This is a genomic window from Rhodococcus sp. T7, from assembly GCF_009872365.1.
In the GTDB taxonomy this organism is placed as follows: domain Bacteria; phylum Actinomycetota; class Actinomycetes; order Mycobacteriales; family Mycobacteriaceae; genus Rhodococcus_F.
The window spans coordinates 21,016-43,055 of record NZ_WXYH01000331.1 but is presented as its reverse complement, the minus strand read 5'-3'; the positions used below and the strand labels follow the sequence as shown (position 1 = coordinate 43,055).

At 67.6% G+C, this 22,040-nt stretch carries 22 protein-coding genes; 13 read left to right on the top strand and 9 right to left on the bottom strand.

Translation table 11 applies throughout. From position 1 onward, the window contains the following. Window positions 1-7: 7 nt before the first annotated feature. From eat to eutC, 3 genes are read left to right on the top strand one after another with little or no spacing between them, the layout of a single operon-like run. Window positions 8-1,462, top strand: a complete 1,455-nt coding sequence (gene eat / locus MLGJGCBP_RS28970) for an ethanolamine permease (protein WP_160099851.1) — start codon at window positions 8-10, stop codon at window positions 1,460-1,462. After that, window positions 1,459-2,871 carry an ethanolamine ammonia-lyase subunit EutB gene (locus MLGJGCBP_RS28965; RefSeq protein ID WP_160099849.1) on the top strand — a complete coding sequence of 471 codons (1,413 nt, stop codon included), beginning with the start codon at window positions 1,459-1,461 and terminating at the stop codon, window positions 2,869-2,871. Before eat ends, MLGJGCBP_RS28965 begins: the two co-directional genes overlap by 4 nt. Next, the gene (gene eutC / locus MLGJGCBP_RS28960) at window positions 2,868-3,635 is read left to right on the top strand and encodes an ethanolamine ammonia-lyase subunit EutC (RefSeq protein WP_160099847.1); all 768 of its coding nucleotides are present in this window, start codon (window positions 2,868-2,870) and stop codon (window positions 3,633-3,635) included. The genes MLGJGCBP_RS28965 and eutC overlap by 4 nt, the downstream gene beginning before the upstream one ends. A 58-nt stretch (window positions 3,636-3,693) precedes the next feature. Here the strand turns inward: eutC and MLGJGCBP_RS50710 are convergent, their stop codons facing one another. Beyond that, a complete protein-coding gene (locus MLGJGCBP_RS50710) occupies window positions 3,694-4,056 on the bottom strand; it encodes a diiron oxygenase (protein ID WP_268960780.1) in 363 nt (120 codons plus the stop codon). A 49-nt stretch (window positions 4,057-4,105) separates the two neighbouring features. Between MLGJGCBP_RS50710 and MLGJGCBP_RS50705 the strand changes: the two genes are divergently transcribed. Continuing rightward, a complete protein-coding gene (locus tag MLGJGCBP_RS50705; RefSeq protein ID WP_201453228.1) occupies window positions 4,106-4,567 on the top strand; it encodes a hypothetical protein in 462 nt (153 codons plus the stop codon). 15 nt (window positions 4,568-4,582) lie between these two features. After that, complete coding sequence (locus MLGJGCBP_RS28950) at window positions 4,583-4,885, top strand: hypothetical protein (RefSeq protein WP_160099845.1); 303 nt, start codon at window positions 4,583-4,585, stop codon at window positions 4,883-4,885. Between the two features lie 70 nt (window positions 4,886-4,955). Here the strand turns inward: MLGJGCBP_RS28950 and MLGJGCBP_RS28945 are convergent, their stop codons facing one another. From MLGJGCBP_RS28945 to MLGJGCBP_RS28925, 5 genes are all read right to left on the bottom strand, one after another. Further along, window positions 4,956-5,891 carry an RNA polymerase sigma-70 factor gene (locus MLGJGCBP_RS28945; protein WP_160099843.1) on the bottom strand — a complete coding sequence of 312 codons (936 nt, stop codon included), beginning with the start codon at window positions 5,889-5,891 and terminating at the stop codon, window positions 4,956-4,958. Window positions 5,892-6,029: 138 nt separating this feature from the next. Further along, window positions 6,030-6,989 (bottom strand): AurF N-oxygenase family protein, encoded by a 960-nt coding sequence (locus MLGJGCBP_RS28940; protein WP_160099841.1) that lies wholly within the window; start codon window positions 6,987-6,989, stop codon window positions 6,030-6,032. Then, window positions 6,986-7,906, bottom strand: coding sequence for a prephenate dehydrogenase (locus MLGJGCBP_RS28935; RefSeq protein ID WP_160099839.1), 921 nt, complete (start codon window positions 7,904-7,906; stop codon window positions 6,986-6,988). The genes MLGJGCBP_RS28940 and MLGJGCBP_RS28935 overlap by 4 nt, the downstream gene beginning before the upstream one ends. Beyond that, window positions 7,903-9,975 carry an aminodeoxychorismate synthase component I gene (gene pabB / locus MLGJGCBP_RS28930; RefSeq protein WP_160099837.1) on the bottom strand — a complete coding sequence of 691 codons (2,073 nt, stop codon included), beginning with the start codon at window positions 9,973-9,975 and terminating at the stop codon, window positions 7,903-7,905. Before pabB ends, MLGJGCBP_RS28935 begins: the two co-directional genes overlap by 4 nt. After that, complete coding sequence (locus tag MLGJGCBP_RS28925; RefSeq protein ID WP_160099835.1) at window positions 9,975-10,424, bottom strand: chorismate mutase family protein; 450 nt, start codon at window positions 10,422-10,424, stop codon at window positions 9,975-9,977. The genes pabB and MLGJGCBP_RS28925 overlap by 1 nt, the downstream gene beginning before the upstream one ends. Before the next feature lie 234 nt (window positions 10,425-10,658). On the opposite strand from MLGJGCBP_RS28925, the gene MLGJGCBP_RS52105 reads away from it, so the two are divergent. Then, on the top strand, window positions 10,659-10,844 hold the full coding sequence (locus tag MLGJGCBP_RS52105) for a hypothetical protein (RefSeq protein WP_236581426.1): 186 nt from the start codon (window positions 10,659-10,661) through the stop codon (window positions 10,842-10,844). Window positions 10,845-10,870: 26 nt separating this feature from the next. Continuing rightward, a complete protein-coding gene (locus MLGJGCBP_RS28920; RefSeq protein WP_236581424.1) occupies window positions 10,871-11,593 on the top strand; it encodes an esterase/lipase family protein in 723 nt (240 codons plus the stop codon). A gap of 27 nt (window positions 11,594-11,620) precedes the next feature. Here the strand turns inward: MLGJGCBP_RS28920 and MLGJGCBP_RS28915 are convergent, their stop codons facing one another. Together MLGJGCBP_RS28915 and MLGJGCBP_RS28910 are read right to left on the bottom strand one after the other, a co-directional pair. Beyond that, window positions 11,621-12,316 carry a GntR family transcriptional regulator gene (locus tag MLGJGCBP_RS28915; RefSeq protein ID WP_087558482.1) on the bottom strand — a complete coding sequence of 232 codons (696 nt, stop codon included), beginning with the start codon at window positions 12,314-12,316 and terminating at the stop codon, window positions 11,621-11,623. A 47-nt stretch (window positions 12,317-12,363) separates the two neighbouring features. Continuing rightward, the gene (locus tag MLGJGCBP_RS28910) at window positions 12,364-13,506 is read right to left on the bottom strand and encodes an acyl-CoA dehydrogenase family protein (RefSeq protein ID WP_160099833.1); all 1,143 of its coding nucleotides are present in this window, start codon (window positions 13,504-13,506) and stop codon (window positions 12,364-12,366) included. Window positions 13,507-13,663: 157 nt separating this feature from the next. On the opposite strand from MLGJGCBP_RS28910, the gene MLGJGCBP_RS28905 reads away from it, so the two are divergent. Beyond that, complete coding sequence (locus MLGJGCBP_RS28905) at window positions 13,664-15,214, top strand: aldehyde dehydrogenase family protein (protein WP_160099831.1); 1,551 nt, start codon at window positions 13,664-13,666, stop codon at window positions 15,212-15,214. Between the two features lie 18 nt (window positions 15,215-15,232). Beyond that, the gene (locus MLGJGCBP_RS28900; RefSeq protein WP_160099829.1) at window positions 15,233-16,147 is read left to right on the top strand and encodes an oxygenase MpaB family protein; all 915 of its coding nucleotides are present in this window, start codon (window positions 15,233-15,235) and stop codon (window positions 16,145-16,147) included. A 109-nt stretch (window positions 16,148-16,256) separates the two neighbouring features. Here MLGJGCBP_RS28900 and MLGJGCBP_RS28895 read toward each other — a convergent pair whose 3' ends face one another. Continuing rightward, the gene (locus tag MLGJGCBP_RS28895) at window positions 16,257-17,495 is read right to left on the bottom strand and encodes a TetR/AcrR family transcriptional regulator (RefSeq protein ID WP_087558478.1); all 1,239 of its coding nucleotides are present in this window, start codon (window positions 17,493-17,495) and stop codon (window positions 16,257-16,259) included. A gap of 274 nt (window positions 17,496-17,769) precedes the next feature. Here MLGJGCBP_RS28895 and MLGJGCBP_RS28890 point away from each other — a divergent pair, with 274 nt between their 5' ends. The 4 genes from MLGJGCBP_RS28890 to MLGJGCBP_RS28875 all read left to right on the top strand — a co-directional run bounded on the left by MLGJGCBP_RS28890 (window position 17,770) and on the right by MLGJGCBP_RS28875 (window position 22,033). Beyond that, window positions 17,770-18,588 carry an enoyl-CoA hydratase gene (locus tag MLGJGCBP_RS28890; protein ID WP_160099827.1) on the top strand — a complete coding sequence of 273 codons (819 nt, stop codon included), beginning with the start codon at window positions 17,770-17,772 and terminating at the stop codon, window positions 18,586-18,588. 116 nt (window positions 18,589-18,704) lie between these two features. Further along, window positions 18,705-20,297: a fatty-acid--CoA ligase FadD5 gene (gene fadD5 / locus MLGJGCBP_RS28885; protein ID WP_160099825.1), complete on the top strand. Its 1,593-nt coding sequence runs from the start codon at window positions 18,705-18,707 to the stop codon at window positions 20,295-20,297. Between the two features lie 66 nt (window positions 20,298-20,363). Next, the gene (locus tag MLGJGCBP_RS28880; RefSeq protein WP_160099823.1) at window positions 20,364-21,173 is read left to right on the top strand and encodes an MlaE family ABC transporter permease; all 810 of its coding nucleotides are present in this window, start codon (window positions 20,364-20,366) and stop codon (window positions 21,171-21,173) included. After that, window positions 21,173-22,033 (top strand): MlaE family ABC transporter permease, encoded by an 861-nt coding sequence (locus MLGJGCBP_RS28875; protein WP_124394561.1) that lies wholly within the window; start codon window positions 21,173-21,175, stop codon window positions 22,031-22,033. The genes MLGJGCBP_RS28880 and MLGJGCBP_RS28875 overlap by 1 nt, the downstream gene beginning before the upstream one ends. Window positions 22,034-22,040: the final 7 nt, after the last annotated feature.

Sequence of the window (22,040 nt, the reverse complement as noted above, 5' to 3'; positions counted from 1 at the left end):
GGACGGAATGTCACTCGTAGAACCATCCAAGAATTCCGGAACCGGTAACCACCACGATGCTGCCGACTTCCACTCCGAAGACAACAGCTATCTGGAAAAACGCACGCTCCGAAAGGGTTCGGCGGGCTGGGTGCTGCTCGCAGGGCTCGGCGTCAGCTACGTGATCTCCGGTGACTACGCCGGATGGAACAACGGGCTTGCCGAGGGCGGATTCGGCGGACTGCTGATCGCCGGTGTCGTCATCGCAGGCATGTATCTGGCCATGGTGCTGGGGATGGCCGAGATGTCCTCCGCCCTGCCCGCCGCGGGCGGCGGTTACACGTTCGCCCGGCGGGCACTCGGGCCGTGGGGCGGATTCGCCACCGGCACCGCCATTCTCATCGAATACGCGATCGCGCCCGCCGCCATCGCGACGTTCATCGGCAGTTACGTCGAATCGCTGAACCTGTTCGGCATCACCGACGGGTGGTGGGTGTACCTGGCGGTCTACGCGATCTTCATCGGAATCCACCTGACCGGCGCCGGCGAGGCGCTCAAGGCCATGTTCGTCATCACGGCGATCGCACTCGTCGGCCTCGTGATCTTCGCGGTCTCCGCGATCGGGCTGTTCGACGCGGGCAACCTCACCGACATCGCCGCGACCGATGCGGCGGGGGCGTCGAGTTTCCTGCCGTTCGGCGCGTTCGGCATCTGGGCGGCCGTGCCATTCGCCATCTGGTTCTTCCTCGCCGTCGAAGGCGTGCCGCTGGCCGCGGAGGAGGCGCGCGAGCCGGAGAAGAACGTGCCGCGCGGAATCATCATCAGCATGCTCATCCTCATCGTCACGGGGGCATCGGTCCTGTTCCTCGCGACGGGGGCACTGGGTGCCGAGAGCCTGTCGACGTCCGGGAATCCGCTGGTCGAGGCGCTCGGTGACGGAACCGCGGCGAAGGTCGTCAACTACATCGGCTTGGCCGGCCTCGTCGCCAGCTTCTTCTCGATCATGTACGCCTACTCGCGGCAGACGTTCGCGCTGTCCCGCGCCGGTTACCTGCCGACGAACCTGTCGGTCACCAACTCGCGGAAGGCGCCCACGCTCGCACTCATCGTGCCGGGTGTCATCGGATTCATCCTCTCGCTCACCGGCGAAGGCGCGATGCTGCTGAACATGGCCGTGCTCGGCGCGGCCGTCAGCTACGTGCTGATGATGGTCAGCCACATCGTCCTCCGCAGGCGCGAGCCGGAGATGAAGCGGCCGTACCGCACACCCGGCGGCATCGTCACCACGTCGTTCGCACTGGTCATCGCGGCCGCCGCGGTGATCGCCACGTTCCTCGTCGATCCGGTCGCCGCACTCTGGACGCTGATCGCGTTCGCGGCCTTCATGGCGTACTTCGGCCTGTACAGCCGTCATCACCTCGTTGCCAATTCGCCCGACGAGGAGTTTGCTGTTCTTGCAAAGGCAGAGGAAGATCTCGAATGACCACCTACAGTCACGGAGTCGCAGGAACCGGGTACGCGTTCGACGGTCTCGTCGACCTGATGGCCAAGGCGACGCCGCTGCGCAGCGGGGACGAACTCGCCGGGTGCGCGGCGTCGTCCGATGCCGAACGCGCCGCCGCGCAGTGGGCGCTGGCCGATGTCCCGCTCGGCACGTTCCTGAACGAACTCGTCGTGCCCTACGAGGACGACGAGGTCACGAGGCTGATCATCGACTCGCACGACCGGGTCGCATTCGGCGAGATCTCCCACCTCACCGTGGGCGGCCTGCGCGACTGGCTGCTGGACGTCGCGGCGCGGGCCGGCGCGGCCGAGACGTTCCGCCGCGTCGCCCCGGGGCTCACCCCGGAGATGGTCGCGGCGGTCAGCAAGATCATGCGCAACCAGGACCTCATCGCGGTCGCACGGGCGGTCACCGTCACCGCGGGGTTCCGGACGACGCTCGGCGTACCCGGCCACCTGGGAACCCGATTGCAGCCCAACCATCCCACCGACGACCCCCGCGGGATCGCGGCCGCCACCCTCGACGGACTGCTGCTCGGCTGCGGTGACGCCGTCATCGGCATCAACCCGGCCACCGATTCGCCGCACGCCACCGCGGAACTGCTGCACCTGCTCGACGACATCCGTCAGCGCTTCGACATTCCGGCGCAGTCGTGCGTGCTGTCGCACGTGACCACCACGATGGGCCTGATCGAGGAAGGCGTTCCCGTCGACCTGGTGTTCCAGTCCATCGCCGGGACACAGGGCGCCAATTCCAGTTTCGGCGTCGACATCTCGCTGCTGCGGGAGGCGAACGCGGCCGGCCGGTCGCTGAAACGCGGCACCGTCGGCGACAACGTGATGTATCTGGAAACGGGGCAGGGGTCGGCCCTGAGTGCCGGGGCGCACCTCGGCACCGGTGGCAGGCCCGTCGACCAGCAGACCCTGGAGACCAGGGCGTACGCGGTGGCCCGCGACCTCGAACCGCTGCTGATCAACACGGTCGTCGGTTTCATCGGGCCGGAGTACCTGTACGACGGCAAGCAGATCATCAGGGCCGGACTCGAGGACCATTTCTGCGGGAAACTGCTGGGTCTGCCGATGGGCGTCGACGTCTGCTACACCAACCACGCCGAGGCCGACCAGGACGACATGGACACGCTGCTCACCCTGCTCGGGGTGGCGGGCGCTGCGTTCGTCATCGCGGTGCCCGGCGCCGACGACGTCATGCTCGGTTATCAGAGTCTGTCGTTCCACGATGCGCTGTACGCGCGCCAGGTGCTCGGACTCAGGCCGGCGCCGGAATTCGAGGACTGGATGCGCCGCCTCGGCATGGTCGACGACGCCGGCCGGGTGCTGCCGGTCGACGCCGCGGCGTCGCCGCTTCGAGCACTGACGGTGGCACGATGACCGATCCTGTCGCACAAGACTTCTGGGCGGAACTGCGGGCCACGACGCAGGCGCGTATCGGACTCGGCCGCACCGGGGACGCGCTGCCCACGCAGCGTGTTCTCGAGTTCCGGTCGGCGCACGCCGCGGCTCGCGACGCCGTCCACCAACCACTCGACGCACAGGCGCTGGCCGAGCAGGTCGAGGCGGTGGGCCTGGGCAGACCGGTGGTCGTCACGAGTCAGGCGTCGGATCGCAGCGAATACCTGCGCCGCCCCGACCTGGGCCGCACGCCGGCAGACCTGTCCGGTGTCCCCGCGGGGAACGCGGAGGTGGGGTTCGTCCTCGCCGACGGGCTGTCGCCTCGCGCGCTCACCGATCACGGGGTGTCCCTGCTGTCGGCGCTGGTCGACGAATTCGGGGGAACGTACTCATTGGCGCCGCCGGTGATCGCGACCCAGGCCCGGGTGGCGCTCGGCGACCACATCGCGCAGGCGCTGGGTGTGCAGACGCTCGTCCTGCTGATCGGGGAGCGGCCGGGACTGTCGGTGGCCGACAGCGTCGGCGTCTACCTCACACATCTGCCGCGCCCCGGACGCACCGACGCCGACCGGAACTGCGTGTCCAACATCCACCCACCCGAGGGGCTCGGCTACGAACTCGCCGCCGGCGTCGTGGCGGGCCTCGTGTCCGGCGCCCGGAAACTGGGCCGGTCCGGAGTGGAGCTGAAGGACACTTCCCGCGCGGATGCGCTGGCAGCCCCCTCGGAGATCCTCGAACTGTAGTCGTGTTATCTAAGAAGAGATCTATGGCCTTCGCTGGCACCGACCGAATTGCGTGTCATTATTGCCACTCGTAGGACATCTCGCCCGCGACGCCGAGGTGCTTGCACAGTTTGTGGATGCCACCGAAATCCTGGATCAGCGCGGATTGGCGGGTGTCGTGTTCGGCGTCGTCGATCATCGCCTGACCGCCGTCGAGGTCCAGGATGTCGACGATGGTGTGCCAGGTCGAGTAGTCGTTGCTGCTGAAGGCGGTCATCGCGTCGACGAGCCCGTCGAGGAACAGCCGCCGGTCGCCGGGGTTCAGGGTGTCGTAGACGACGCCCGCGATGTCGTCGGCGATCGAGGCGTGACAGTACTCGTCGCGATTGTGCTGCCGGACCGTCGCCCGGTTGACCGGCTGGATGACGTCGTTCTCGGAGATCAGATCGAGGTAGGTTTCTCCGTTCCGCGGCTGTCGGTGAACGAGATCGGTGAAGAGGTCGGCGCACAGCCGGGCGAGGGGTTCGTTCCGATCGCCGAGGGGGGGACGTCGCGCGAAACATGAGTGCGGCGAAATCGTCTTCGGAGCCCTGCTCGACGTCGGTGAGAGCGGTGAGAGCGGTGAGAGCGGTGAGAGCGGTGAGAGCGGCGAGCGCGGCGGCGAGCGCGCGGCGGGCGTCGCCGGCGAAGGGATTGCCTGCCTGGATGTCGTGGTAGACCTCCGGGACGCCGCGCCCGACCCGTGCGAGGAGCGCGAGCGAGACGAGATGCGGTGGGGTGCCCACCGCGGTGAGTTCGGCGCTGTAGACACCGAGTTCCGCAAGGGCGAGACCGAAGGCGCGGACGCCGTGCACGCGGTGCGGGATCAGCTGAGTGCGATCCCGGACCGAGGAATCGGATACGGACTGCTGCGGTACCTCAACCCGGACACGTCGTCGGTGATGATGAAGTGACCGGAACCGCAGATCGTGTTCAACTACATCGGACGCGTCAGCGCCGCCGAGGTTCCCGAGGCGGTCCGCGGACTCGACTGGCTGCCCGACTTCGAATCTCCCGTCACGGGTGGCTTCGAGAAGAGCGCGATGCCCGCCCAGGCCGTTCTCGACATCCAGTCGGTGATCTCGGAAACTGCTGAGGGCCTGCAGTTGTCGGCGTTCATGTCGTTCCCGCCCGGCATCCTCTCGGCGCCGGAAGTGGACCGGTTCGGGCAGTTCTGGGTGGAGGCGCTCACCGCGCTCGTGGCTCAAGCCGAGGAGCGGTCCGGGCACTGATTTCCGAGCGTCCGTGGTGGGAAGGCTCCGCGCCTTCCCACCACGGCATCGTCAGGTCAGGGGGTCCGCCTCAGCGGCTCACCGCCGTTTCCCGCTCGACCCGCGACAGCTTCTCGGGGTTGCGCACGATGTAGAGCCCGGTGATCATGCCGTCGTCCATCCGCACGGCCACGACGTCGTCGATCTCCCCGTCGAGCCGGACGATCAGGGCGGGGGAGCCGTTCATCTGCACGGGTTCGACCGATACTTCGCCGCCGATCCGGGGCAGGCCGGCCGCCAGCAGGCGGCCCACCTTGTCGGCCCCGACGATGGGTCGCAGCACGGCCTGCTTGACTCCGCCGCCGTCACCGAGGAGGACGACGTCCGGCGCGAGCTGGTCGAGCAGGCTCTGCAGGTCGCCCGTCTCGAGCGCCCGTTTGAACGCGTCGAGTGCATCCCGGGACTCGGCCGGAGTGACGACGCCCCGCGGCCGGCGCGCCGCGACGTGGGTCCGCGCCCGGTGCGCGATCTGACGGACGGCGTCGGTGCTCTTGTCGACGGCGGCCGCGATCTCCCCGTACTCCAGATCGAACACCTCGCGCAGCACGAACACCGCCCGCTCGGTGGGTGCGAGCGTCTCCAGTACCAGCATCATCGCCATCGATACGCTGTCGGCCAACTCGACGTCCTCGGCGACATCGGGGGCGGTCAGCAACGGCTCCGGTAGCCAGGGGCCGACGTAGGACTCCCTGCGCCTGCCGAGTGTGCGCAGCCGGACCAGCGCCTGGCGGGTGGTGATCCGGACCAGGTACGCCCGCTGATTCCGCACCGTGCCCAGATCGACGCCCGCCCACCGCAGCCAGGTCTCCTGCAGGATGTCCTCCGCGTCGGCGGCCGAGCCGAGCATCTCGTAGGCGACGGTGAACAGCAGATTGCGGTGCGTGACGAACGCCTCGGTGGCGGGATCCGAACGGGCATCCCCGCTCCCGCCGCGATCGTCGGGTGTGGTCTGCGACGTGCCGGCCATGGGTGGCTCCTCTTCGTTCTCGACGGTGTCACACACCAGACACCGGAACCCGCCGTTCTGTGACAGCCGGACGGGAGCGGCTGTCACAGAAATCGGGCTGAAGTCGAGCTGATCGGCAGAAATCGGGCTGAAATCGAGTCAGGCCCACTCGTAGGACATCTCGCCCGCGACCCCGAGGTGCTTGCACAGTTTGTGGATGCCACCGAAATCCTGGACCAGCGCGGATCGGCGAGTGTCGTGTTCGGCGTCGTCGATCATCGCCTGACCGCCGTCGAGGTCCAGGATGTCGACGATGGTGTGCCAGGTCGAGTAGTCGTTGCTGCTGAAGGCGGTCATCGCGTCGACGAGCCCGTCGAGGAACAGCCGCCGGTCGCCGGGGTTCAGGGTGTCGTAGACGACGCCCGCGATGTCGTCGGCGATCGAGGCGTGACAGTACTCGTCGCGATTGTGCAGCCGGACCGTCGCCCGGTTGACCGGCTGGATGACGTCGTTCTCGGAGATCAGGTCGAGGTAGGAGCTGATCGAGATCTCCGCCACCGTCATGAAGGCGAACGTCGTGATCGCCCGCCGCCTCGGGTCGGCGGCCTCGGCCGTCGCCGCGCGCTGGCGGCGCAACGTCAGGACGTCGGGAAGGGCGTTGTTCGGCATCGCCCAACCGCGTTGCCGGCGGGTGACCGCGCTCGCGTTCAGGTGCATGAGGGTGTGGTACTGCTCGTCCACCATCGCCTGGTGGACTGCCACGGCGAACGTGTCTCCGAGTCCGGTGTCCAGGGCGTCGTGCGCGACGAGGTCGAACCCGGGATTGACCACGTACTGCTCGATGTCCATGACGTTCTTGTTGAACGCGATCCAGGCCCACGCCCGCAGCCGGTTCCTTTGCTCCTCGTCCATGCGGAGGAACCGGTCGTGATCGGCGAACGGCAGCAATTCGTTCGGGTAGTCCTGCTTGCCGAGGTCGAACAGCGCGTCGAGGTCCGGTTCCGGCTTCTTCACGGTCGCCCGCTGCCCCCAGTTGCGCGCGAGCCGCGTCACGACGGCACTTTCCACCGGATCGGACGGGTCGTACTCCGGGAGCGAGGGAATGTTCTGGGTCGTCATGACGTATCTCCGTTCCGCGGCTGTCGGTGAACGAGATCGGTGAAAAGGTCGGCGCACAGCCGGCCGAGGGGTTCGCTCCGGTCGCCGAGCGGGGACGTCGCGTGGGACATGAGCGCGGCGAAATCGTCCTCGGAGCCCTGCTCGACGGTGTCGGTGAGAGTGGCGAGCGCGGCGGCGAGCGCGCGGCGGGCGTCGCCCGCGTAGGGATTGCCTGCCTGGATGTCCCGATAGACCTCCGGGACGCCGCCGCCGACCCGCGCGAGGAGAGCGAGCGAGACGAGATGCGGTGGGGTGCCCACCGCGGTGAGTTCGGCGCCGTCGACACCGAGGTCCGCGAGGGCGAGGCCGAAGGCGAGGACGCTTGCGTGCGTCAGTGCCTGGGTCGCTGCCGTGAGCCGGTCGTGGTGTTCGGCGTCCAGGCGGACCACCGACGATCCCCAGCCGGACAGTGCCGACAGGAACCACTCCACCCCGGGGCCGCCCCGGTAGGTCACGGCCGCGACCGGGCGGCCCTCCGGTCCGAGGGACGGGGCGAACATCGGGTTGATGCCCACCGCGCCGCCGCACAGTGCGCTCTCCCGCAGGGCCGCATCGAATCGGGACTTCACGGACAGCGTGTCGACCAGCAGCGCGTGTTCGCGCAACTCTGAGACGAGGAACGGAATCGACTCCAGTGCGACGCTTTCGGGGATCGCCAGAATCACCGCATCGGCGGCCTGCACCACCGCCCGTAGTTCCGGCGACGGGTCGGTGATGTCGCCCTTCACCTGATCCGACTCGGACCGGTCGGTGAACCGGATGTCGACGGTGCGCACCGTGTTTCCGTCGGCGCGCAGCCGAGTGGTGAGCATCCGGCCGACATCGCCCGAACCGCCGATCAGTGCGACGGTCCGGGAGGATGCGGCCGGGACGTTCACTGCCCGATCTCGTTCGGCCGGTCTGCCGTCACGGACAGCGCCCGCAACATGGTGGCGGCCTTGACCATTGCCTCGTCGAACTCCTCCTCCGGGTCCGACAGCGCAGTGATCGCCCCGCCGATGCCGAATGTCACCTCGGTGTCCGTGGCGACGATCGTGCGGATGACGATGGACAGGTCGGCAGTCCCCGTCAGGGAGAAGTAGCCGATCGAACCGGAATACACGCCGCGCGGCCCGGACTCGAGCCGGTCGATGATCTCCATGGTCCGGATCTTCGGCGCGCCCGTCATCGATCCGCCGGGGAAGGCGGCACGGACGCACTCGACGACGGAGGCGTCGGCGCTGAGGGTTCCGCGCACGGTCGACACGAGTTGATGCACGGCCGCATACGTTTCGACGTCGAACAGCTTCGGAACGTGCACCGAGCCGGGAACGCACACCCGGGCCAGGTCGTTGCGGGTCAGATCGACGATCATCAGATTCTCGGCGCGGTCCTTCTCGCTGTCGAGCAGATCCTGCCGCAGCGCCGCATCCTTGGCGGGGGTGGCGCCGCGCGGACGGGTCCCCTTGATCGGCTTGGACTCGACCACCCGGTCCGCGCCGATCCTCAGGAACCGTTCGGGGGAGGCACTGAGAACGGACAGCCCGGCGAACTGGAGGTAGGCACTGTACGGCGTGGGACTGATGGAGCGGAGTAGTTCGAACGTGTGCAGCGGGTTGATCGACTGGTCCACCGTCGCCATGTTGGTCAGACACACCTCGTAGGACTCGCCGGTCCGGATCTCACCGAGCGACGTCGCGATGTGGTCGAGGTACTTGTCGTGGTCGTGGCGCAGGGCGAGTTCGGCGGCCTCCGGTTTCCGGATCGGCGGCACCGCGGTCGTCGGGTGGTCCGGCTCGGCCAGCCGGTGCAGCGCCGCTTCCATCTCGTCCAGCCAGCGGCGCAACTCCGGATCGTCCTGGTGATCACTCAGGCACAGCGCGTACGTGCGCTCGTTCGAATGATCGATGACCACGGCGCGGTCCGCGAACACGAGTGCGGCGTCCGGGGTGGGGGACTTGTGCGCCGCGGTGCCACCGGTCTCGGCCTTCAGTTCGTAGCCGAGGTATCCCACGTAACCGAGGCCGAACGGCACACCCGGGAGGCCGGGCACGGACCGTGCCTGCAGTTGCCGTTCGAGGTAGTCGAAGAACGGTGCGTGCACCTGTTCGACCGGCAACCCCTCCCGCGTGATCCGGACGATCGCCTCGCTGACGTCGTACGTGATGTACTCGGCGCGCGGGCCGGAACAGTTGCCCATGATCGTGAATCGCGAAGTCGGTTCCGACGCCGACGTCCCGTCGAGCCAGAACGCGTTGGGTCCGGACGCGAACAGATCCTCGAACGTGGTGCGGGGGTCGACTTCGTGGTCGACGCGCACCTGCTGGACCACGTACGGCGCGTGGGGGATCGGGATTCTGAGCAGGGATCCGTGCGTGGGTGTCCCGGAATGCGTCTGCGTGAGGTCGCGGAAGTTCGCAAGCAGTTCGTGGCCGAACGCGGTACTGATCGATTCGGGGTGGAACTGGACGCCCCACAGCGGACGAGTGCGGTGCCGGACGCCCATCAGGAGACCGTCGGCCGTCCAGGCGGTGGCCTCGAGATCTCCGGGGAGATCCTCGACGATCAGCGAGTGGTAACGGACCGTCGGGAACGGTGACGGAATGCCTGCGAAGAGTTCGGAACCGTCGTGGTCGACGAGGGACACCCGGCCGTGCATCGGTTCGGGTGCGAGCACCACCTCGCCCCCGAACAGCTGGCACAGTCCCTGGTGGCCGAGGCAGACGCCGAGCACGGGGAGTTCGGTCTCCCTGATGATGCGGGCGCTGATCCCGAAGTCGCGTTTGCGGTCGGGCCGGCCGGGGCCGGGGGAGATGACGATGTTGTCGAAGTCGGACCAGGGGATCGAACCCCACTCCACATCGTTGTGCACGACGGTGGGCGGTTCGCCGTTCACCTCGGCCAGCAGGGTGAACAGGTTGTAGGTGAAGGAGTCGTAATTGTCGACCAGCAGCGTCCGGGTACTCATCACGACTCGACATTCGCAGACGGCACGGAACTGTGGCGAACCTGATGGTTGCCACCGTGGTTGTGGCTGCCGTTGTGATTGCCATTGTGGCGGGGGCCCTCGTCGACGGCCTCCGCGTTGATCACGAGGTCCTCGAGCCGGCACGTCTCGGCGATGATGAGGTCGTAGAGCGAGTCGAAGAACTCCGGGGACAGGGAATGGCTGTCGGCGAACCGACGCGCCCGTTCGTGGACGACGTGGATCCGTCCGGGCTGCATCATGGCGATGTGCTCGCGGCCCTTCAGTTCGCCGATCCGCAGGCACACTTCCAATCGCTGCCGGACCGTCTCGAGCAGGGTCGCGTCGACGGCGTCGAGTTCCGCGCGCAGACCCTCGAGTTCGTGCTGCGCCGAGGCGTCAGAATGCTCTCCGGAATCGTCGCCGTTCCGCTGTTCTACGGAGAAGTACATAATCGCCCCACTCACTCGATCGGCAGTAACTTTCTCATCCCGACTATCGTGTGTCGTTGGTGGTTCGTTTCCATGAGCCTTCCGGATGGCCGGGAGGACCGTGGCCGATCAGCCGAAAACGAACCAGGTGAGTGATCACCCCCATAGTCTCGACTTCAGGTTGAGGCTTGCATCGGCGTGGCTAGTGTGACGAGCAGTGTAATTAGGTCTATCCAGGATACGAGGAATATGCGCATGTCGTGGGGCGGTAAGGCTCACTTGGTCGTCTTCGCGGGGCTGCTGGCGTGCGTCGGGGGAGTGCCGGCGCAGGCGCAGGCGCAGGTCCCGACCGGGCCGTCCGCGTTCACACCGGACTCGACGCCGGTCGTCGGTATGAACGATTGGAGTTGCAGGCCTTCGGTCGCACACCCCGTCCCGTAGTGCTGGTAGATGGAACCGGCGCTGACATGGCAGAGACGTGGCGCGAACTATCTCCCAGTCTGTCAGCCGAGGGGTGTTGCATCTTCGGATTGGACTACGGTCGCCAAGGCGGTGTAGACGAAGGAAATCTGATGGAGCGCCCGGAAGGTGCGGACATCGTCGAGTCAGCGCAACAGCTCAGTACATTCATAGACCGCGTGCGTACTGCAACGGGAACGCCCCAAGTCGACGTGGTGGGCCACTCTCAGGGTGGCGTGGTAACGCGCCAGTATCTTCGATTTCTCGGGGGTGCCGATCACTCCAATTCGTCACTCAACAAGGTCCACACCGTCGTCACACTCGGGGCGACCAACCACGGCACCAGCTTCGGGGACGTCCAGACGCTCGGTGCGATCGCGCACGCACTGGGTGTGCCGGTCACGACGCTCGCCGGTGTCGCGGTCGGGCCGTCCTACATCCAGCAGATGGTGGGCTCGCCCTTCCTGCAGCTCCTCAACGCGGCCGGCGACACCGACCCGGGCATCGACTACACGGTGGTCGCCAGTCGCAGCGACACCGTGTCGACCCCACCGGAGAACACGTTCCTGACGGCAGGTCCGTGGGCCACCGTGCACAACATCTGGCTTCAGGACGGCTGCGGCACGAACACCGCGGATCACGGCCAGCTGACCACCGATCCGCGGGCCGTGTACATCATCCAGCGGGCGCTGGACCCCGCGTACGGAGACCGCAACCCCGCACCGTGCTGACCCGGCGCGGGTGATCGGCGGCGCCGGTCAGTCCCAGATGCCGACCTCGTCGAGGTGTGCGACCAGTCGCTGGGCGCCGTCGATGAAGTGGGCCTTGTTCTCGGCGCCGACCACGTCGGCCTTCCCGTCGGCGAGCGCGGCGATGAGGCGGCGGTGGCTCTCGACCGCCGACTCGCCCCAGGCCGGATCGGACGAATAGAACTGCACCGGCGTGTACCGGGTGGCGCTGAGCAGGAACCACGACAGCTTGCTCGCGTTCGCGAGATGGTTGATGACCCGGTGGAACGAGAACTCGAGATCCTCGATGCGGTCGGCCTCGCCGTCCTCGACGGCCCGCCGCAGCTTCTCGTTGATCGCGGTCAGCTCCTCGACGACCTCCGGGGTGACGGACCGCGTCGCGCGGACCGCGAGTTCCTCGGCGATCTGGCCCTGCAACCAGAAGAGGTCGTGGATGTCGTCCCGGCTGAGCGGGGCGACCACGTAGCCGCGGTGGGGAACCAGTTCGACGAGTCCCTCGCCGCGCAGGGTCAGGAGCGCCTCGCGGACGGGTGTGACGCTGACCCCCAGGTCCGCCGCGGTCTCGTCGAGGCGAATGAAGTCACCCGGGCGAACGCCCCCGGACATGATCAGGTTGCGGACGTGCACGGCGACGTCGTCCGACAACTGGGGTCGGCGGCGCAGGGTGCGGCCCGCTGGGGATCGTGACACGGAGGGCGATGCCATGGAGAACTCCTTCGATGCGGCAAACCAGCATAAACCGCAGTGGATGTTTACAAGCCGTAGGTCTTGCCGATGATGTCGCGCTGAATCTCGTTGGTACCGCCGTAGATGCTCGAGACGATGGTGGAGCGGACGTGCTTCTCCATGTCGAACTCGGTGGCGTAGCCGTACCCGCCCATCATCTGCATGCCCTCGAGCGCGACCTTCTTCGCCGTCTCCGTGACCTTCAGCTTGGCCATCGACGCTTCGCGGGCCAGCATCTTGTCGGGGTTCGCGTCGACGTCCTTGGCGACGCTGTACACGAGCAGTTTGCAGCACTCGATCTCCGTCGCCAGATCGGCGATGCGGTGGCGCAGCGCCTGGAACGATCCGACGGGACGCCCGAACTGCTTGCGCTGGGTGACGAAATCGAGAGTGTCGGCGAACGCGCGCTGCGCGGTGCCGAGCATCATGGCGGCGAGGATCAGGCGTTCGAAGTTCAGTCCGGTCATCAGCTGGCGCCAGCCGTTGCCGACCTCGCCGACCACCGCGTCCTCGGGGAGGACACAGTCGGTGAAGTAGAGGTCGTTGACCTCCTTGCCGCCCATGGTGTCGATGCCGCTGATCTTCAGTCCGGCGGTGTCCGCGGGGACGTGGAACATCGTGAGGCCTTCGTGTTTGCCGTCGCCGCGCCCGGTGCGGGCCACGAGCAGGATGTTGTCGGCGAAGTGCGCGTTGGAGCACCACGTCTTCTGGCCGTTGATCACCCAGCCGTCGGCGGTCTTCTCCGCACGGGTGCTGAGGTTGCCGACGTCGGAACCGGCCTCCGGCTCGGACATCGAGATGGACTGCGACCGGCCTGCCACGATGCCGCGCAGCACGACGTCCTTCTGTGCGTCGGTTCCGAACTTCGCGTACGCGCCGCCGGTGATCAGGGTGGGCCCGATTCCGCCGATGGGCGCCATGCCCTTGGCGGCTTCCTCGAGCAGGATGCACATGTCGACGTGGCTCGCGGCCGAGCCGTCGTACTCCTCGGGGATGGTGATGCCCAGCCAGCCCAGCTTCGCCATCTTCTCGTAGAGGTCCTGATTGTGGTTGTGCTCGCCGTGATTCGTCAGCCTGTCGCGCTGTTCGCGGGTGCCGCTCTCGCGCTTGCAGAAATCGGCGATCGCCGCCGCGAAGTCCTTCTGTTCACTGGTGAATTCGACGCTCATGTCCGGGGAACTCCTCGTGGGTGGTGCGGCCGGCGAACAGGCCGGCCGGGGTGACTGTGTGGGGCTTGCCGCGATGGGGTCGGCCGCATACTGTGATGTCCACTACATTACATCACATCACATATATTTGATGTGATCTCGAGGGAGGGCATCGACCATGTCACAGCAGGCGGAGACGACCGAGACGACGGCAGGCGCGCAGCCCACGGCCTCGACCGGGCCGGCGGCCTCGACAGAGCCGGCGCCGAAGACGTTCGCGTCGCTGGACCCGCGCGACGGCACCGTCCTGGCCGAGTACCCGATCCAGGGGGAGCGGGAGGTGCGCGCCGCCGTCGACGCGGCCCGGTCCGCCGCGCAGTGGTGGAACGCTCTCGGCTTCGACGGCCGCAAGCAATGGCTCCTGGACTGGAAGAAGTCGATGGCACGGGACGGCGAGCAACTCGCCGCGCTCGTCGCCGCCGAGACCGGCAAGCCCTACGACGACGCGCTCCTCGAAGTGATGCTCGCCATCGAGCATCTCGATTGGGCCGCGAAGAACGCGGGCAAGGTCCTGAAGCGGCGCAAGGTGCCTTCCGGTCTGGTCAGCGCGAACCAGGCCAGCAGCGTCGGGTACGAGCCGATGGGTGTGGTCGGTGTGATCGGGCCGTGGAACTACCCCGTGTACACGCCGATGGGCTCCATCTCCTACGCGCTCGCAGCGGGCAACACCGTCGTGTTCAAACCCAGTGAGCTGACGCCCGGGGTCGCTGTGTGGCTCGCCGACAAGTGGAAGGCACTCATCCCCAATCAGCCTGTCCTGCAAGTGATCACCGGCGACGGGTCGACGGGTTCCGCCCTCGTCTCCGCCGGCGTCGACAAGATCGCCTTCACCGGGTCCGCCGCCACCGGCAAGCGCGTCATGGCCGCCTGTGCCGAGACGCTCACGCCGTTGGTCGTCGAGGCGGGAGGCAAGGACGCCATGCTCGTCGACGCCGACGCGAACCTGGACGAGGCGGCGGGGTTCGCCGTGTTCGGGGCGATGGGCAACGCCGGACAGACGTGCGCGGGCGTCGAGCGCATCTACGTCGTCGACTCCGTCTACGACGAGTTCGTCCGGCTGCTCGCCGAGAAGTCGAAGGTTCTGCGCCCGGGACCGCGGGACGCCGCGTACGGCCCCATGACGATGACCAGCCAGTCCGACGTGATCCGCAGCCACGTCCGGGACGCACTCGACAAGGGTGGATCCGCGGTGGTCGGCGGACTCGACTCCATCGCGGACGGGTACGTCGGGCCCATCGTGCTGACCGGCGTTCCCGAGGACAGCACCGCGATCCGCGAGGAGACGTTCGGCCCCACGGTCGTCGTCAACAAGGTCGCGAGCCTCGACGAGGCGGTCGCAAAGGCCAACGGCACCACGTTCGGTCTCGGCGCGTCCATCTTCAGCAAGGATGCGACCAAGGCGATGCAGGCTGCCGAGAAGCTCAGGGCAGGCGTCGTGACGATCGGGTCGGTGCTCGGATTCGCCGGTGTCCCGTCGTTACCGTTCGGCGGTGTCGGAGACTCGGGCTTCGGCCGCATTCACGGCGCGGACGGGCTGCGGGAATTCAGCCGGGTCAAGTCCATCGCCCGGCAGAAGTTCGCGGCGCCGCTGAATCTGCTGACCATGCAGCGTAAGTCGCGGGACATGAAGATTTCCGCCTGGATGTTGAAGAACCGGCACGGACGCTGACCACGGGAGGATATTTACATGCTGACGAAGACCACGCCGGACAGCGTTCCGCGGGGCAGGCACGGCTGGCAGCGCCGGATCGAGGAACTCGACCCGGTCCTCGACCACCAGGAGATCCATCGCATCACGGCCGGCTACGAATTTCCGTGGGACTACCAGCGGTCCCTCGAGTTCGCGCTGTTCCGAACGTATTGCGTCCCCACGATTTCGGAACTGCTGCAGCGCACCGGTGAGTTCGAGAAACGACCGCAGAAGCGGTACGACGACACCGCGTTGCTGATGGCCGAACTCGTCGAGCACGGCTACGACTCCGAACGTGGCATCGAGTCGCTGCGCGTCGTGAACCGCATGCACGGTAAGTACGACATCGACAACGACGACATGCTGTACGTGCTGACCACCTTCATCTACGAGCCGATCGACTGGATCGACCGCTTCGGATGGCGGCGGCTCACCCGGAACGAGCGTCTCGCGTGCTTCCACTTCTACCGTCAGGTGGGTGTTCGCATGGGGATCAGAAACCTTCCCGAGACCTTCGAGGACTTCTACCGGTTCAAGGCAGAGTACGAGCGGACGCACTTCCGGTACACCGACGACAACCATCGGGTCGGCACCTACACGCTGAATCTGTTCTGCTCCTGGTTCCCGGCACCACTGCGGCCGCTCGTCGCGCACGGGGTCTACGCCCTCCTCGACCCGATGATGCTGGCGGCGTTCGGATTTCCCGCCGCCCCGCACTGGCTGCAGAACGCGTCCCGTCGTGCGCTGCGGATCCGTGCCCGGTTCGTCCGCCTCCTGCCGCCCCGGCGGGAATCGAAGGCCGCACGGGATCCGCGCAACCGGACCTACCCCGGATACCCGGTGGGCTACCGACCCCGTGACCTCGGCGCGGACAACGACAAGCAACGAGGAGGTCGCCGGCGGGCCGCATGAGAACTGGCCCCCGGACGATTCGCCCAGGGACACGGGCTCAGTGTCACCGCCCGGGCCGGGCTCAATGTCACCGCCCGGGTCGGGCTCAATGTCACCGCCCGGGCCGGGCTCAATGTCCCAGCAGTACGGCCGTCATCAGGGTGTGGAGACGGGCACGCGACTCCTCGCGGGTGTCGAAGTGGACCAGTCGGCCGATGTCGAGAACCAGCCCCAGTGCCGCGTGCACCAGGAACCGTGCCTCCGGCGCCGAGAGTTCGGACCGCGCGGCGGTCACCAGGTGGACCCACTCCTCGACGTGCAGGCGCTGCACGTTACGGAGATTGGTCCGCTCGTTCTTCGGGAGGTTCCCGATCTCCGCGAAGTAGACCGACAGCACTTCCGGGTTCCCGAACGACAGTTCCAGGTACGACTCGGCGAGCTTGCGGAGGGCGTCCTCGGGGTCGGTGGCGGTGGACAGCGCCGCCGAGGTGGCCACGGCCAGCCGGTCGGACGCGCGGTAGAACACCGCCGCCAGAAGGTCTGCCTTGCTGGGGAAGTGGCGGTACACGCTCGACGCGTTGATGCCGGCGGCGGCGCCGATCTCCTCGATGCTCGAGTCGTGGTAGCCGTGCCGGTCAAAGATCTTGACGGCCTCGTTGATCAGCAATTCGCGCTTGGACGTCACGGCCAGTCCCCGCACCGCGCCGGCGGGGGCGCCCCCGCCCGCGTTCGGGACGGCGGGCGGGAGCGTCGCGTTCAGGATCGACCCGCACGCCGACTTCAGGAGCGTGTCGAGTCGCCGGGTGGCGAGGGTGGTCCGGTGCGCGCTGATGCTGCCGATCACGCTCAACGTCGACGCCCCCAGCGTCGTCGCGTCGACTGCGGTGAGTTCGGGGCGGATCTCGCGCAGCGGCGCGGCAACGCACTGCGTGACGTGCACGAACACGGCGCGAATCCGCTTACGGTCCTCGGCCTCGAGGTACCGGCCCTCCCAGCGGTAGAGCCCGGCGATCTTACGGTTCTCGATGCTGTTGGCGACGATGGCGGCGATCAGGTGTTCGAGGCGATCGCCGGGTTCGAGTTCGGCGACGACATCGAGTGCGCCGTCCGCGGTGGCCTGGAGCGCGTCGGCCGTCGTCGTCGCCGCGTGGACGAACAGGGCGTACTTGTTGGGATAGTGCCGGTACAGAGCGGGGCCGGAAATGCCGATGGTGGCAGCGATCTCGTCGACACCGACCGCATGATAGCCGCGCTCGCTGAAGGCTTCGGCCGCGACGTTCGCGATCTGGGCCTTGCGATTCTTGGGGCGGCGGCGGATCGGCCGGTCGGTGGCGGCACCGGCCGCCGTGCTGGTCCGAGCCACGGTCACCTCCAGTAGTGGGCAGTCGTCTGCCAGTTCCTCTGCCGGTCATCTTAACCGAGACTCCGGCGACGACGAGCCACGGATGGTCCCCGTGCGCCGGAGCGTTCGCCCGGCGTCTCGGTGAATCGCCAGCAAAACAGTGCGAAATGTGTTCCGAGAGGTATTGACACGTACCGAGCGACACCAATAAGTTAACTGAAATTCGCGTTCGGCGGTGGCTTCTTCCATCGTCCCGCCTTCCCGGCCCCGCAGGCCGATTCCTTCGGAGGTAACTGGCTTGATGAGTGCACCACGGCAACTGTCGACCATCCCCGCCGCCGCAGCCGGCGGTCTCCGGGTGGTCGTGGACGGCGGGATCCTCCGGATCACGATCGACCGGCCCGACCGGATGAATGCGCTCGATCTGGCTCACATGACCGCACTCGGCGACGTGCTCACCGCCGCGGCGGCGGATCCTGTCGTCCGCGTCGTCGTCCTCTCGGGTGCGGGCGCGGCATTCTGCACCGGCGCGGATCTCGCCGCGGCGGCCACCGCGGGCGGCCGGGAGGCGCCGCCGGAGGTGGTGATGGATTCCGCCAATCGCGTGATCCGCGCGATCGTCGACCTCCCGATCCCGGTGATCGCGCAGGTCGGCGGCGCGGCTGTCGGGGTCGGGGCGTCCATCGCCCTGGCGGCGGACCTCACGTACGCCGCCGAGGGCGCGTACCTACTCCTCGCGTTCGTCAACGTCGGACTCATGCCCGACGGCGGTTCCAGTGCGTTGATCGCCGCGTCGATCGGCAGGGCGCGGGCCACCCGGATGGCGCTGCTCGGCGAACGGCTGCCCGCCGACCGGGCGGCGGACGAGGGTCTGATCGCCGGCGTGCTCGCGGCCGACGACCTCCCGGCCCACGTCGACGCCGTCGCGGCGAGGCTGGCCCGTGGTCCGAGGCGGGCCGTCGCGCTGACCAAGCAGGCTCTCACCGCGACCACGCTGACGGAACCGGACCGGGTGCTGGGCCGCGAGAAGGCCGGACAGATCGAATTGCTCCGGTCGCCGGACTTCGCCGAAGGAGTCGCGGCCATGCTCACGAAACGTGCTGCGAACTTCCGGAGCTGATGCGAATTGTGGTTAACAAGACTGTTCCGATCGACGTCGACATCTGTAATACTCGTCACAGCCTCCGTGCGGGGCCCGAGGGGCGAACGCGAGTACAGCGAAGGGACCACCACCACATGTCATCACGTAGCGAGCCGCTCACGCAGCCACTGCAATCCCGCCGCAACCACTGGAACAACTGGGTTGCCACCCACGCGCAGACGAAGCCCGACCATCCCGCGTTCCGCCATCTCGGGCAGAGCACCTCGTGGCGGAAACTGCACGAGCGTTCGCAGGCCCTCGCGGGAGCGCTGTCGCGGCGCGGGGTGAACTTCGGCGACCGCGTCCTGCTTCTCACACTCAACCGGACCGAGTTCTTCGAGGCGGTGCTCGCGATCAACGCGCTCGGCGCGATCGCGGTCCCGGTCAACTTCCGGCTGACACCGCCCGAGGTCGCCTTCATCGCCCGGGACTCGGGTGCACGAGTCGTCTTCACCGAGCCGGCGCTGGCGCCCCTCGTTTCCGCTGTGCGGCAGGATGTTCCCGATCTCGGCCTCGCGATCGTCATGGGCGCGGACACCGAGGGCGACGCTCTCGGTTACGAGGACCTCGTCGCGGAAGACGGTCCGGCCTTCGCCCCCGTCGACCTGCCGGAGGACACCCCGTCGCTCATCCTCTACACGTCCGGCACCACCGGAACGCCCAAGGGTGCGGTGCTGTCGCACTCGAACATGGTCGGGCAGTCCATCACCTGCATCCGGGCGATGCGCTACGACAGGGGCGACGACGTCGGGTTCCTCGCGTCCCCGGTGTTCCACGTCGCCGCCCTCGGTTCGGTGGCCCCGATGCTGATGCTCGGCGCCACGACCGTGATCCACCCCCTCAAGGCGTTCGACCCCACCGAGATGCTCGACGTGTGGGAGCGCGAGCGCATCACGACGGTGTTCCTCGTTCCGGTGCAGTGGCAGGCAGTCTGCGCCGATCCCACCGCCGCGGGCCGCGACCTCGCCCTCCGCGTTATCAGCTGGGGCGCCGCACCCGCATCGGACACCGTGCTGCGCGCCATGGCGGAGACTTTCCCGAACGCTCTCGTCGTGGCGGTGTTCGGGCAGACCGAGATGTCCCCGATCACGTGCGTGCTCGACGGCGACGACGCGATCCGCAAGCTGGGCTCGGTGGGCAAGCCCGTCCCGACCATCCAGACGCGGATCGTCGACGACGAGATGAACGACGTCGCCCCCGGCACGGTCGGCGAGATCGTGTACCGCGGCCCGACCATGATGCAGGGCTACTGGCAGAACCCGGCCGCGACGGCGGACGCGTTCGCCGGCGGGTGGTTCCACTCGGGCGATCTGGTGCGGCAGGACGAGGAAGGCTTCGTCTACGTGGTGGATCGCAAGAAGGACATGATCATCTCCGGGGGCGAGAACATCTACTGCGCCGAGGTGGAGAACGTCCTGTTCGGGCATCCGAGGATCCGGGAAGCCGCCGTGGTCGGCAGGCCACACCCCAAGTGGACCGAGGTGCCCGTCGCGATCGTGGCGCTAGACGACGACGGAGACGATCTGACGGTCGACGAACTCGCCGCGTGGCTCGAAGACAAACTGGCCCGTTACAAGCATCCGAAGGACGTCGTCGTCGTCGACGCCCTCCCGCGGAACGCCAGCGGGAAGGTCGTCAAGGGTGAGCTTCGAAAAGCCTACGGCGCGAACGACGTCGCGGTCGTCTGACCCCGATTCCCATACAGCTCGACGCCGGTCGCCGATCGTGGGTGACCGGCACCGGGGGAGGACCGCGTGACATTCCAGCTGCCACCCGCCAAAGGGCCCGTCAGCCATTTCGCCAACGAAGTCGGTGCGCTCATCGGGTTCTCGATCGCGACCACGGTGGCCGCCGTACGTGTTCTGGTGCGGCGCAGACTGGCCTGGCGGGAACTGCTGGACCAGGCCTGGCGGATCGCCTCGGTCACGTCGGCGCCGGCCCTGCTGCTGATGATCCCCATCGGAGTCCTCATCGCCGTCACGATCGGCAGCCTCGCCGGTCAGCTCGGCGCCGAGGGGTATACGGGGGCGGTCGTCGGGTTCGTGATCGTCGGGCAGGCGTCCGCGCTGGTCTGTGCGCTGATGCTGGCCGGGGTCGGCGGGTCCGCGATCTGCGCGGACCTCGGCTCGCGCACGATCCGCGAAGAGGTCGAGGCCATGGAGGTCCTCGGACTCGATGTGATCGAGCGGCTGGTGGTTCCGCGACTGCTCGCGGCGGTGCTCGTCGGCGTCGCACTGTGCGCCATGGTCACCGCCGTCGGGGTGTCGGCATGCTTCCTCTTCCAGGTGGTCGTCCAGAACAGTTCGGCGGGAAGCTTTCTCGCGGCACTGTCCCAGTACACGCGACTGTCGGACTTCGTGGTCGCCCTCGTCAAGTCGATGGCGTTCGCGGTGACGTCGGCGCTCGTCGCCAGTTTCAAAGGCCTGCACGCGAAGGGCGGACCCAGCGGTGTCGCCGACGCCGTCAACGAGGCCGTGGTGCTGGCCTTCATCCTCGTTTTCATCGTCAATACCGTGCTCAGTCAGCTCTATTCCGTTCTCGTCGTCCCGGTAGGTGGTTACTGATGGTCGTGAGTACCCGATGGCCCGCAGCGCACTGGGTGCGGGCCAGGGTCCGTCAGCCCCTCGGGCTGATGACGGGACTGGGCCGGGAATTCACGTTCTACGGCAGCGTGATCGCCGGAGTTCCCCTCGCGGTCGTGAAGTACTGGCGGCACATCATGCGGCAGATCGGCGACATCAGTTTCGGTGGTGCGACTCTGCTCGCCGGCGGGGGAGCGATCGGCGTCGTCTTCGCGATGTCCGCGGTCGCGGCGACGCAGGTGGGCATCGAGGGGTTGCGCGGACTGGACCTGCTCGGCATGGGTTCGCTGTCCGGGCTCCTGTCCGCGATCCTCAACACCCGTGAACTCGCGCCCGTGATCGCCAGCATCGCGCTCGCCGCGAAGGTCGGCACGGGGTTCACCGCACAGCTCGGCGCCATGCGCATCTCGGAGGAGATCAGCGCGCTGGACGCGATGGCGATCCCGTCGCTGCCGTTCCTCGCGAGCACCAGGCTGGTCTCGTGCCTGATCTGTGTGGTGCCGCTGTACGTCGTGGGACTGCTGTCGTCCTACCTGGCTTCGCGGCTGGTGATCGTCACGTTCAGCGGGCAGTCGGCCGGAACCTACGACTACTACTTCCATCTCATGCTCACCCCCACCGACGTCGCATACTCCTTCGTGAAGGCGATCGTGTTCGCGACGATCATCGCGCTCGTGCACTGCTCGTACGGGTACCACGCGTACGGCGGGCCCGAGGGCGTCGGCCGGGCGGCCGGGCGCGCGCTGCGCACCAGCATCCTCGCCATCGGCATCGTCGACCTGCTGCTGACCCTCACCCTGTGGGGCCTCGTCCCGTCCGCCCCCGCCCTGGGGTTGCCGTGATGCGCGG